This is a genomic window from Massilia sp. TWR1-2-2, from assembly GCF_049897565.1.
Taxonomy (GTDB): Bacteria; Pseudomonadota; Gammaproteobacteria; order Burkholderiales; family Burkholderiaceae_D; genus JAFCUW01.
Genome location: NZ_JAFCWM010000031.1, coordinates 1 through 12883 on the forward strand (window position 1 = coordinate 1; position 12883 = coordinate 12883).

9 protein-coding genes are annotated in these 12883 nt (G+C 66.3%); all 9 read left to right on the forward strand.

Annotated elements, in window-relative coordinates; translation table 11 throughout:
- A partial coding sequence (locus ACP7DD_RS22230) for a transposase domain-containing protein (RefSeq protein WP_426175710.1) occupies positions 1–123 on the forward strand: 123 nt, incomplete at its 5' end.
- 53 nt (positions 124–176) lie between these two features.
- Positions 177–644, forward strand: a complete 468-nt coding sequence (locus ACP7DD_RS22235; protein WP_426177016.1) for a transposase — start codon at positions 177–179, stop codon at positions 642–644.
- A 180-nt stretch (positions 645–824) separates the two neighbouring features.
- Positions 825–2069, forward strand: coding sequence for an acetylornithine/succinylornithine family transaminase (astC, locus tag ACP7DD_RS22240; protein ID WP_426177017.1), 1245 nt, complete (start codon positions 825–827; stop codon positions 2067–2069).
- Positions 2070–2113: 44 nt separating this feature from the next.
- Complete coding sequence (locus ACP7DD_RS22245) at positions 2114–3145, forward strand: arginine N-succinyltransferase (protein WP_426177018.1); 1032 nt, start codon at positions 2114–2116, stop codon at positions 3143–3145.
- A gap of 11 nt (positions 3146–3156) precedes the next feature.
- A complete protein-coding gene (gene astA / locus ACP7DD_RS22250; RefSeq protein ID WP_426177019.1) occupies positions 3157–4191 on the forward strand; it encodes an arginine N-succinyltransferase in 1035 nt (344 codons plus the stop codon).
- Entirely contained in the window at positions 4184–5653 is a 1470-nt protein-coding gene (astD, locus tag ACP7DD_RS22255; protein ID WP_426177020.1) for a succinylglutamate-semialdehyde dehydrogenase, read from the forward strand. Before astA ends, astD begins: the two co-directional genes overlap by 8 nt.
- 14 nt (positions 5654–5667) lie before the next feature.
- On the forward strand, positions 5668–7011 hold the full coding sequence (astB, locus tag ACP7DD_RS22260; RefSeq protein ID WP_426177021.1) for an N-succinylarginine dihydrolase: 1344 nt from the start codon (positions 5668–5670) through the stop codon (positions 7009–7011).
- Positions 7012–7183: 172 nt separating this feature from the next.
- Positions 7184–11887, forward strand: coding sequence for an NAD-glutamate dehydrogenase domain-containing protein (locus ACP7DD_RS22265; protein ID WP_426177022.1), 4704 nt, complete (start codon positions 7184–7186; stop codon positions 11885–11887).
- The gene (locus tag ACP7DD_RS22270; RefSeq protein WP_426177023.1) at positions 11887–12870 is read left to right on the forward strand and encodes a succinylglutamate desuccinylase; all 984 of its coding nucleotides are present in this window, start codon (positions 11887–11889) and stop codon (positions 12868–12870) included. Before ACP7DD_RS22265 ends, ACP7DD_RS22270 begins: the two co-directional genes overlap by 1 nt.
- Positions 12871–12883 lie beyond the last annotated feature (13 nt).

Consider the following 12883-nt stretch of genomic DNA (forward strand, 5'->3'; position numbering starts at 1 on the left):
ACCGCCAAGCTCAACGGACTCGAGCCATTACGCTGGCTCAGCGATACACTCGAAAAGCTGCCCACCTGCCCGAACAGCAAGATCGACTCCTTGCTACCGTTTGCACAGTCTACCCAGTCGTAAACCGCATTCATAGGTGGGTGGGCCGGACGCTTACTGAAAAGGGGCCTTCGCTCATGATGAAGTCGCTCGGTGAACGGTATGTTCAATACATTAACCGTCGCTATACCAGGACCGGTACGTTGTGGGAGGGGAGGTATCGATCTTGTCTGGTGCAGAGTGAGCGATACCTGATGGTGTGCCACCGCTACATCGAGTTGAATCCTGTTCGTGCTCACCTGGTAGACGCACCTGCGCGCTACGAATGGTCTAGTTTCCATTCAAATGCATTCGGCGTGGAAAACGCCTTAGTGAAACCTCATGATTTGTATTTTCGTCTTGGATACGATCAGCGATCGCGCGAGCTCGCATATCGCGAATTGTTTAACGACGCGCTTACCGAGGAAATGTTGGTGCATGTTCGCCGTGCGACGCGCCACACGCGTGTATTGGGAACGCCTGAATTTAGGGACCAAACTAACAAAATTCTTGGCCAACAAGCTCTCGCCAACGACGTGCGCCCGTTGGCAGCGCCAAACAGTTAATTTTCCCCAAAACGGGGTCAGACCTAGGTCTGACCCCGTTTTGGGGTAACTGCCTGGAGACCAAAAATGAAAATGGTTGTCGCAGTTTGAAAAGAACTTTGTTGCATGGTTTCCTATAATGGGGCAACCGCCCAGCTGTACCAGCTCGGGCAAACCCCCTAACATTGGATGAGGAATGCCATGAACGCAAAGCTTGATTCGGCTGTCACCACGCGGCCTGTCACACGCCAGACTTTCGACGAAGTACTGGTGCCGACCTATGCGCCAGCGGCAATGGTGCCGGTGCGCGCCAGCGGGCTCGACTTGTGGGACCAGGCCGGCAAGCATTACCTCGATTTCACCGCCGGCATTGCCGTCACCAGCCTCGGCCACGCCCACCCGGTGCTGGTCGATGCCCTCACCAAGCAGATCAATACCCTGTGGCACCTCGGTAACGGCTACACCAACGAGCCGGTCCTGCGCCTGGCGCTGGCGCTGACGTCGGCCACCTTTGCCGACCGCGCTTTTTTCTGCAATTCCGGCGCCGAAGCGAACGAAGCGGCGCTGAAGCTGGCGCGCAAGTACGCCCACACCAAGTTCGGCCCGCACAAGTCGCGCATCGTGTCGTGCCTGTCGTCGTTCCACGGCCGCACCTTGTTTACCGTGTCGGTCGGCGGCCAGCCGAAATACACCGAAGGCTTCGAGCCGCTGCCGCAAGAGATCAACCATATCCCGTACAACGACGTGGACGCCGCGCGCGCCGCCATCACCGACGACGTCGCCGCCGTGATCGTCGAGCCGATCCAGGGCGAGGGCGGCGTCATCCCCGGCGACCTGGCATTCCTGAAGGCGCTGCGCGAACGCTGCGACGAAACCGGCGCGCTGCTGGTATTCGACGAGGTGCAATCCGGCGTCGGCCGCACCGGCGCGCTGTACGCCTACATGGAATGCGGCGTCACGCCCGATATCCTGACCTCGGCCAAGGCACTCGGCAACGGCTACCCGATCGGCGCCATGCTGACCACCAATGCAATTGCCGAACATTTCGGCGTCGGTACCCACGGCACCACCTACGGCGGCAATCCGCTTGCCGCGACGGTCGCACTGAACGTGATCGATACCATCAACACGCCGGCCTTCCTGGCGCGCGTGAAGGAAGCCAGCGCCAAGCTGTTCGCCAACCTGACCAAGCTGGCGGCCGACTATCCGCAGCTGTTCGGCCAGGTGCGCGGCTCGGGCCTGCTCATTGGCCTGCCGGTGGCCGAGACTTTCAAGGGCCGCGCCAAGGACTACACCAAGGCCGCCGAATCGCTCGGCCTGATGCTGCTGATCGCCGGCCCGGACGTGATCCGCCTGGCGCCGGCGCTGATCGTGTCGGACCAGCAGATCGCCGACGCCGACCGCATCATGCGCGCCGCCGCCGACGCCATTCTGGCCGCAGCCTGATCCCGGCCGCGCGGCACGCATCGTCCCCACCTAAGGAAGTCACCATGCATGTTGTTCGACCGGCGGAGCTGTCCGACATCGCGGCCCTCGAAAAGCTGGCCGCGGTGACGATGCCGGGTGTCCATACGCTGCCTAAGACGCGCGAGAAAATCGCCGCTTCGGTGGAGCGCTCGATCGCCTCGTTCGCCGCGCACGTGGACATCCCCAGCGAAGAATCCTACCTGTTCGTGCTCGAGAACCCGACCTTTGGCGAGATCGTCGGAACCGCCGCGATCTACGCGTCGGCCGGTTCGAACGGCACCTACTTCTCGTTTCGTAACGACGTCATCCAGCAGGTCTCGCGCGACCTCAATATCAGCCACAGCGTGCACGCGCTTACCTTGTGCTCCGAACTGACCGCGTACTCGCAGCTGTCGGGCTTTTACGTGCAGGGCCGCGAAGCGGCCGGCGTCGAGGCGGCGCTGCTGTCGCGCGCGCGCCTGCTGTTCGCGGTGCTCGCGCCGCACCGCTTCGGCGACCGCTTCTTCGTGCCGCTGGCCGGCGTCACCGACGCCACGGGCTCGTCGCCGTTCTGGGATGCGCTCGGCCGAAAATTCTTCAAGATGGATTTTCTCGATGCCGAAAAAGTCATCGGCGGCGCCCGAAACCGCACCCTGATCGTCGAATTGATGCCGCACTATCCGGTGTATGTGCCGCTGCTGCCGGGCGACGCCCAGGCCGCGATGGGACAGATCCACCCGGACGGCGAACTGGCCTTCAACCTGCTCACCGAAGAAGGCTTCGAGGCGGACGACTACATCGACATCTTCGACGGCGGCCCGATCCTGCAAGCGCACAAGAATTCGCTGCGCTCGTTTTCCGGCGCGGTGGTGCGCAGCGTGATGCTCGATGAACGCGGCGGCGGGCGCGATGCGGCCGTTACCTACGCCATCGCCGCCAGCAGCGAGCAGAACTTCCGCGCCATCACCGCGGTGTGCCCTTCGGTCGACGCCAGCGACTGCGTGCACCTGCCGCGCTCTGCCATCGATGCGCTGATGGTGGCGCCCGGCGACAGGGTCATCTGCGTCAGAATCTGAGAGAGAACCATATGCTAGTCGTACGCGCCATTACCACGTCGGACCTCGATGCACTGTTAGAGATGGCCAGCCAGGTCGGCACCGGCATGACCACCCTCAAGCCCGACCGCACCATGCTGGGCGACCGCATCGCGGTGGCGGTGGCCTCGTTCGCCCAGACCATCGCCCCCGAAAAACGCGACTACATGTTCGTCATGGAGGACACCTCGAGCGGCCGCATGGCCGGCGTGTGCGCCATCAAGGGCGCGGTCGGCCTCACCGAGCCGTTCTATAATTACCGCATCGGCACGCTGGTGCACTCGAGCCGCGAACTCGATATATTCACCCGCATGGATACGCTGTACTTGTCGAACGACCTGACCGGCTCGACCGAACTGTGCTCGCTATTTTTGCATCCGGACTACCGCATCGGCCATAACGGCAAGTGGCTGTCGAAAAGCCGCTTCCTGTTCATCGCCCAGTTCCCGCACCTGTTTACCGAAAAGCTGATCGCCGAGATGCGCGGCTTCCAGGCCGAAGACGGCAGCTCGCCGTTCTACGAGGGACTCGGCCGCCATTTCTTCAAGATGGACTTCGACCATGTCGACGACCTCACCGCGCTCGGCAAGAAGTCGTTCATCGCCGAACTGATGCCGCGCCAGCCGCTGTACGTGGCCTACTTGCCGGACGACGCCCAGTCGGTCATCGGCATGGTCCACCGCAGCACCGCGCCGGCGCGCAAGCTGCTCGAGCAGGAAGGCATGCACTTCGAGGGCTACATCGATATCTTCGACGCCGGCCCGGTGCTGCAGGGCCGCGTGTCCGAACTGCGCGCGGTGCGCGACAGCGCCGTGGTAGCCGCCAGCGAAGGCGCGTCGGCGCCGGACGCCGAGCAAACCCTGATCTCCAACACCGTGCTGCAGGACTTTCGCATGATCGTCGCCCAGGCGGCGCCCGCCGGCGGCAGGCTGCCTCTCAGCGCGGCCCAGCTCGAGCTGCTCCATTGCAGCCGCGGCGACCCACTGCGCACCCTGCCACTCAATGTAAGGAAGAACACCAATGTCTAATTTCTCCAATTTCATCGGCGGCGAGTGGCTGCCTGGCGGCGGCATTGAGCTGGTGACGATCGATCCGTCCACTGGCCGCCAGACCTGGTCGAGCAACGAGTCGACCGCGGACGACGTGCGCCACGCCGCGCAAGCGGCCAGCGCCAGCTTCGCGCAGTGGGCAGCAACGCCGTTCGATGAACGCATCGCCATCTGCACGCGCTTTCGCGACCTGCTCAAGCAGGACGCCGAGCAGCTGGCGCAGATCATCGCCGAGGAAGTCGGCAAGCCGTTGTGGGAAGCGCGCACCGAAGTGGCCACGATGGCCAACAAGGTTGACATCTCGGTGCAGGCCTACGCCGCGCGCACCGGCGCCAGCTCGGCCAGCGTGGCCGACGGCACCGCCGTGCTGCGCCACCGTCCACACGGCGTGTTCGGCGTGTTCGGCCCATATAACTTCCCTGGCCACCTGCCGAACGGGCACATCGTCCCGGCGCTCATCGCCGGCAACACGGTGGTGTTCAAGCCGAGCGAATACGCGCCACGCACCGCCGTCAAGACGGTCGAACTGTGGCAGCAGGCCGGCGTGCCGGCCGGCGTCATCAACCTGGTCAACGGCGGACGCAATACCGGCATCGCGCTCGGCCAGCAGCCGCTGCTCGACGGCGTGCTGTTTACCGGCAGCTGCCAGACCGGCGTCGCACTGCACAAGCAGTTTGGCGGCCAGCCGGGCAAAATGCTGGCGCTGGAAATGGGCGGTAACAATCCGCTCGTGGTATGGGATGTGCTCGACGTCGACGCGGCGGTCCACCACGCGGTGATGTCGGCGTTTATCTCGGCCGGCCAGCGCTGCACTTGCGCGCGCCGCCTGATCGTGCAGGACACGCCGGCCGGCGCCGCCTTCATCAAGCGTCTGGTCGAAGTGGCGGCCACGCTGACGGTCGGCCCGTCGAACGCCGAACCGCAGCCTTTCATGGGCCCGGTCGTGTCGAACGCGGTCGCCGCGATGCTGGTGCAGGCGCAGGCAGCCATGGTCGCCAAGGGCGGCGTCACGCTGCTGCAGATGCGCCAGCCGGATGCGAACGCCGGCTTCGTCACCGCCGGCATCGTCGACGTCACCGACGCCAAGGGCATCCCCGACGAGGAGTGGTTCGGGCCGCTGCTGCAGGTGATCCGCGTGGCCGACTTCGATGCCGCAGTCGGCGTCGCCAACGCCACCGAGTTCGGCCTCGCCGCCGCGCTGCTGTCGAACGACGCGGCACTGTGGAAGCGCTTTAGCGAGCAGGCGCGCGCCGGCATCGTCAACTGGAATCGCCCGACCACCGGGGCGGCCAGTTCGGCGCCGTTCGGCGGCATCGGCAAGTCCGGCAACCATCGCCCGAGCGCCTACTACGCGGCCGACTATTGCGCCTACCCGGTGGCGTCGATCGAAACGAGCGACCTGGCGATGCCCGCCAAGCTGTCGCCGGGCCTGACCTTCTGACACGGAAAACCCCGATGCAAACTGCACGCGAATACAACTTTGACGGCCTGGTCGGCCCCTCGCACAATTATGCCGGCCTTTCGTTCGGCAACGTCGCCTCGTTCAGCAACGTCAAGAGCGCTTCCAATCCGAAGCAGGCGGCCTTGCAGGGACTGGCGAAGATGCGCGCCCTGGCCGCGCGCGGCTTCGCCCAGGCGTTGCTGCCGCCGCACGCGCGTCCCAACTTTCGAATGCTGCGCCGCATCGGCTTGACCGGCACCGACGCCGACGTGCTGGCGCGTGCCTGGCGCGAGGCGCCGGTGATCCTCGCCTGCGCCTATTCGGCCTCGCCGATGTGGACCGCCAACGCCGCCACCGTCAGTCCTTCGGCCGACAGTTTCGACGGCCGCACCCACTTCACCAGCGCGAACCTGAACAACAAGCTGCACCGCGCCGAAGAACACATCCAGTCGACCCGCACCTTGCGCGCGCTGTTTGGCGACGAGCGCCATTTCGCCGTGCACGACGCGCTGCCCTCGACGCCGGCGTTCGGCGACGAGGGCGCTGCCAACCACACCCGCCTGGCCGCCAGCCATGGCGACAAGGGCGTGCAGCTGTTCGTCTACGGGCGCGTCGAATTCGACCCGTCGGCGCCGGCGCCGAAGCGCTATCCGGCGCGCCAGACGCTGGAGGCGTCGCAGGCAATCGCGCGCCTGCATGGCCTCGATGCGGCGCGCACCGTGTTCGCCTCGCAAAATTCCGACGTCATCGACCAGGGTGTTTTCCACAACGACGTCATCGCTGTCGGCAATGGCAATGCGCTGTTCTATCACGAGCAGGCGTTCGCCGACGAAGCGGCGGTGCTGAACAAGCTGCGCGCGGCGATGGACAGCGTCGGCGCCGAACTCGATGCGCTGCGGGTCGATACGCGCGCGGTGCCGGTGGCCGATGCGGTGACGAGCTACCTGTTCAACAGCCAGTTGCTGACCAAGTCCGATGGCGCGATGGCGCTGGTGGTGCCGCACGAATGTCAGGAAAACCAGGCGGTGTCGCGTTATCTTGAACAGCTCGTGGCCGGCGACGGACCGATCGATGAACTGATCGACTTCGACCTGCGCCAGAGCATGCGCAACGGCGGCGGACCTGCCTGCCTGCGCTTGCGCGTGGCGCTGACCGACGCCGAGGCTCAAGCGATGCACCAGGGCGTGGTAATGACCGAGGCGCTGTATGCACGGCTGGTAACCTGGGTCGAAGCGCACTACCGCGACCGCCTCGAGCCGAAGGACCTGGCCGACCCGCAGCTGGCGATCGAATGCGCGCAGGCGCTGGAAGAGCTGCAGCGCATTCTGGGTTTGCCCGGACTGTACGATTTGTCGTGACGGTGGCACGCGCCGTTTGATTACGCCGGCGTTAGCTGTTCTAATATCGGCAGCGTCGATTCTTTGACTTTTATTTTTGGACCGGCCACCCCGGTCTGCCTGTAGATCGCCCAGCGCGTGGCCACAAGCCGGCGCGCCAGCGAAGCGACAACACTCTCGATTGGAGAAGTAAATGAAACAGATGCCACAAGACTTGCGTACGCAGACTCTCGAACTGGTGAACGCCAACCAGGGTGCCGGACCGGCCAGCCAGGTATCCGCGCTGATTAGCGCCTGGCTCGGATCGCTCGACGAAGAGGACCTCGCCGGCACGTCGCCCGATAGCCTGGCGCCGGTCTTGTGGGCAGGTTTCACCGCGGCGGCCCGCCGCGAAGCGCCCGGCTGCGAGATCGTCCAGCTGCGCTACTCGGACGGCCGCGGCGGTATGGCCACGGCGCTGTTGATCCTCAACGACGACATGCCTTACCTGGTCGACTCGATCGTGATGGCGATGCGCAAACAGCGCGTCGCCGTGGCCGGTGTGATGAACGCGGTGCTGCCGGTGCGGCGCGATGGCGCCGGCGTCGCCGTCGCCGTTGGCGATGGCGCCGCGCTCGAGTCGTACGTTTTGTGCCTGCTGTCGGAAGACCTGGCCGCCGACGAGCTGGCCGCGCTGGTCGAGCGCCTGCAGATGGTGGCGCGCGACGCCGCCGTGGTGCGCCGCGATTCGGTGGCGATGGCCGACCGCCTGACCGCGGTCGCCGCGCAGGCGGCCGCGCACGGCGGCACCGGCCTCGAAGTGGCCGCTTTCCTCGAATGGGCCAAGAACGAAGGGTTCGAGCCGTTCGGCTACGCCTACTACGTTGTCAAGCCGGGCGAGCGCGAACTTGAACGCGACATCCCGAGCCGCATCGGCGTGCTGCAGGATACGTCGCATCCGGTGTACGGCACCTGCCTGGCCAACATCCCGGGCGACTTCGATACGCTGTCGCGCCGCGCCGACACGCTGTCGATCGTCAAGGCCGACGTCGAAGGCACGCTGCACCGCGACCAGCCGCTCGACTTCATCGGCGTGCGCAACACCGACACCCAGGGCAACATCCTCGGCGAGCACTGCTTCGTCGGCCTGTTCACCCGCGCCGCCACCGCCACGCCGTTGGCGCGCCTGCCGTATGCGCGCGGCCGCGTGGCCAAGGTGCTGAACTTGGCCGGCGTGCGCCAGGAAGGCTTCCGCGCCGAGAAATTCCTCGAGATCCTCGAGTCGCTGCCGCGCACCGAAGCGCTGGAAGCCGATCCGGAATGGCTGGCGCAGGTATGCAGCTCGGTCGTGTCGCTGTACAAGCAGCCGCGCGCGCGCGTGTTCGCCCGCCGCGACGTCTATGCGCGCCACTTGAACGTGCTGGTTTACCTGCCGCGCGAGCGCTACAGTGCCAGCGTCGCCGCCAGCCTGGCCAACGCACTGAAAGAAAGCTCCGGCGCGCGCGAAGTGCGCTCGCAAACGCTGGTCGCCGATGGCCCGCTGGCGCGCGTCTACCTGATCGCCCACGCCGCCCGCAATCCGCTCGACCTCGAGTCGGACATCCAGCGTCCACTGCTGTCGGTGCTGGACGGCTGGCACGACACGTTCGCCGCGCTGACCGACAGCGTCACCGACGTCGCCGCCCGCGGCAGCCTGCGCAAGCTGTGTGCCACGCTGCCGGTCAACTACGTATCCGCTACCGCGCCGGCAGTCGCCTTCCGCGACCTCGGCGCGCTTCTGTCGAACGGCCAGCCGGGCCACGTCTCGGTGCGCGTGGAAGCGAACAACGCCGACGAAGGCGGCGGCGCGTCGATCCGCCTGTATTCGGCGGCCAGCGTGCCGTCGCTGTCGCGCATTTTGCCGGCGCTGCACAACGCCGGCGTCGCGATCGACCGCGAGCAGACCTTTGCCGTCAACCTGGCCGACGGCAGCCGCCATTACGTTACCAGCCTGTCGGTCGATGCCGCCAGCGCGGTGAAACTGGCCAGGCCGAACGTGGTGGCCGTCGCCGAAGAGCTGTTCGCGTCGCTGTTCAACGATGAAGCCGAAGACGGCCGCCTGAACGGGCTGGCCATCGAAGGCGGCCTGCGCATGCGCGAAGTGCAGCTGGTGCGCGCCTACATCAGCTACTGGCGCCAGACCGGCGCCAAGTTCTCGGTGCGCTACATCGCCGACACCTTGCGGCGCCAGCCGATGCTGGTCAAGGAGCTGGTCGACGGCTTCCTGCTGCGCTTCGATCCGTCGCTCGGCGACGCCCAGCACCAGGTCGGCGCCGAACAGATCGCCGGCGTCAAGAAGCAGCTGGCGTCGGTCAACCATGCCGATACCGAGGAAATCCTCGCCGCGCTGGTCGACCTGATGCTCGCCACCGTGCGCACCAACTACTTCCAGAACGCGCAGGTGGGCGACAAGATCATCTTCAAGTTCGACACCATCAACCTGGCGCTGGTGCCTGAGCCGCGACCGTACCGCGAGATCTTCGTGTTCTCGCGGCGCTTCGAAGGCGTGCACCTGCGCGGTGGCCCGGTCGCCCGTGGCGGCCTGCGCTGGTCTGACCGGATGGAAGACTACCGCACCGAAGTGCTTGGCCTGGTCAAGGCGCAGATGGTGAAGAACGCCGTCATCGTGCCGGCCGGCTCGAAGGGCGGCTTCGTCTGCAAGCAGATGCCGCAGGACGCCGTGCGCGAGACCATCGCCGCCGAAGGCGAAGCAGTCTACCGCCTGTTCATCTCCAGCCTGCTGGAAGTGACCGACAACCGCGTGCGCGGCGCCATCGTGCCGCCGAACGACACGGTGCGCTACGACCAGGACGATCCGTACCTGGTGGTCGCTGCCGACAAGGGCACCGCGACGTTTTCCGACATCGCCAACGGCATCGCCGTGCAGCGCGGCTTCTGGCTGGGCGACGCCTTCGCGTCGGGCGGCTCGAACGGCTACGACCACAAGAAGATGGGCATCACCGCCAAGGGCGCGTTCGAAGCGGTCAAGCGCCACTTCTACGAAATGGACCACGACATGAACACCACCCCGATCACGATGGTCGGCGTGGGCGACATGTCGGGCGACGTGTTCGGCAACGGCGTACTGCTGTCGCGCCAGCTGAAGGTGCTGGCCGCGTTCGACCATCGCCACATTTTCCTCGACCCGACGCCGGACGTCGCGGTGTCGTTCGCCGAGCGTGAGCGCATGTTCGCGTTGCCGCGCTCTTCGTGGGAAGACTACGACAAGGCGCTCATCTCACCAGGCGGCGGCGTGTTCCCGCGCAGCGCCCGCTCGATCGAGCTGTCGCCGCAGGTGCGCGCCGCGCTCGACATCGCCGAGACCGCGCTGGCGCCGGAAGAACTGATGCACCGCATCCTGCTGGCGCCCGTCGACCTGTTCTACAACGGCGGCATCGGCACCTACATCAAGGCGTCGACCGAAACCGGTGCCCAGGTCAAGGACCGCGCCAACGACAACATCCGCGTCGACGGCAATCAGCTGCGCTGCAAGGTGGTATCCGAAGGCGGCAACCTGGGCGCGACCCAGAACGGGCGCATCGAGTTTGCGCTGGCGGGCGGTCGCATCTTCACCGATGCGATCGATAACTCGGCCGGCGTGGATTGCTCCGACCACGAGGTCAACGTCAAGATCTGGCTCGACACCGAAGTCAATGCCGGCGAACTGACGGAAGTGGACCGCAACCGCATTCTCGGCGAGATGACCGGCGATATCGAGCGCCTGGTCCTGCGCGACAACACGCTGCAGACCCACCTGCTGGTGCGCGAGGTGCAGGCGCAGCTTGACCCGGCGGTGGTCGACGTGTATGCCGCCTTGATCACCAGCCTGGAGGCCGAAGGCGCGCTGTCGCGCGAGCTCGAGCAGCTGCCGACCGACACCGAACTTGCCCGCCGCAAGGCCAACGGCATCGGCCTGACCGCGCCCGAACTTGCGGTGGTGATTGCCAACGTCAAGAACCGCTTCAAGCGCCTGCTGGCGGCGTTGCCGCTGACGGGTGAGGCGTGGGCCGAGTCGGTGCTCAAGCCGTACTTCCCGGCCCAGCTGGTGGCCACCCGCAAGGCGCTGGCGCACCCGCTGGCCAATGCGATCCTGGCCACCGTGCTGGCCAATGAAGCGGTCAACCGCTGCGGTCCATTGATGATCCGCGAGCTGGCGATCGAAAACGGCGTCGACGAGACTGCAGTCGTCAAGGCCTGGGGCCAGGCCTGGTCGGCATTGAACCTGGCGCCGATCTTCGGCGCGCTCGACGCCGACGCCATGAACGTGCCGCGCGCGGTATCGATCAAGGTCGACCAGCGCACCCGCGTGCTGTTCAAGGCGGTGCTCGAAGGCGTGCTGTCGGTGGCCACCGGCCAGGCCGGCGGCATGGACGAGTTGTCGCGCCTGTTCGCCGATCCGGCCATGCTGCAGCAGATGGCGCCAAGCCACGCGGACGCCGACTCGCTGCCGGAGCTGCCGGTTCGCTTCGCCCAGGCGTGGAAGTCGGTCGATGCGATCGACTCGGTGGCCAGCTTCGTGTTTGCGGCGATGTCGGTGCCGCGTCCGGCCGGCATGTCGCTGTCGCAGTTCCTGCAAGTGGGGATGGCGTTGCGCGGCCGGGCCGGCATCGACACGCTCGAGCGCGGCCTGAAGCTGGCGCCGCACAGCAAATCGCAGGAGCAGCTGCGCAACTACGCAATGAAGGCACTGCGCCGCACCCAGCAACGCCTGCTGATGCAGGTGCTGACCAGGTCGAACGGCGGCAGCGAGCCTCTCGAGGCGGTCGGCGCCGTCACGCACGCGATGGGCCTGGCCGGCTATGCCGAGCCGGCTGACCTCGAGCAGGCAATGCTCGACGTCTGGGCGCTGTCGGAAGCGACCAGCCCCGCCGCGGCGTGATGGAGACCGTGCCGCCGGCAGTACGCCAACTGGCGGCTGCCGATTTCAGCGAGTTGGCGCGGCGCTTCGACGAAGCCGGTTTTGCGGTGACGATGCCGGCCGCCGGCATCGTCACGCTCAAGGCGCCGGCGGGCGGCGCGCGCACCAGCGTGCTGGTGTCGGTCGGCGTGCACGGCGACGAGACCGGGCCGATCGAAGTGCTGGCCTACGTGCTCGACGCGCTGTCGCGCCAGCCCGCGGCGCTGGCGGTCGACCTGATGGTCTGTGTCGGCAATATCGACGCCATCGCCGCAGGCAAGCGCTTCATCGACGCTGACCTGAACCGCATGTTCCGTCCCCAGCGCGGCAGCCTGGCCGGCACCGCCGAAGCTGCGCGCGCCGACGCCATGGTCCAGGCCACCGCCGATTTTTTTGCCGGCGCGGGTCCCGTGCGCTGGCACCTAGACCTGCATACCGCGATCCGTCCGTCGGAATACCCAACCTTCGCCGTGGTGCCCGACCTGATCGCCGACGGGCCGAAGGCCGCGCTGATCGAATGGCTCGGCCAGGCGGCGATCGGCGCAATCATCCTGAATCCGCAATCGGCCGGCACCTACAGCTACTACTCGGCCGAACACCACGGCGCCGCCGCCAGCACGGTCGAGCTGGGGCGGGTCGGCACGCTGGGCCAGAATGACCTGAGCCAGTTCGCCGATGTCGACCGCGCGCTGGCCGGCCTGCTGCGCGGCGGCGACCTGCCGGCGGCAACAGCGGCGCCGCACGTGTTCAAGGTGGCGCAGGAAATCATCAAGCTGAGCGACGACTTCAAGATGGCGTTCGGACGCGACACGCGCAACTTCACCGCGCTGGCGGCGGGTGCGGTGATCGCCACTGACGGCGACACCACGTACCGGGTGCAGCACGCGCAAGAGCTGGTGGTGTTTCCCAATCCCGACGTGCGGGTTGGCCTTCGCGCCGGCCTGATGGTGGTGCGTTCAGCGTAATCGGCGCCTGCGC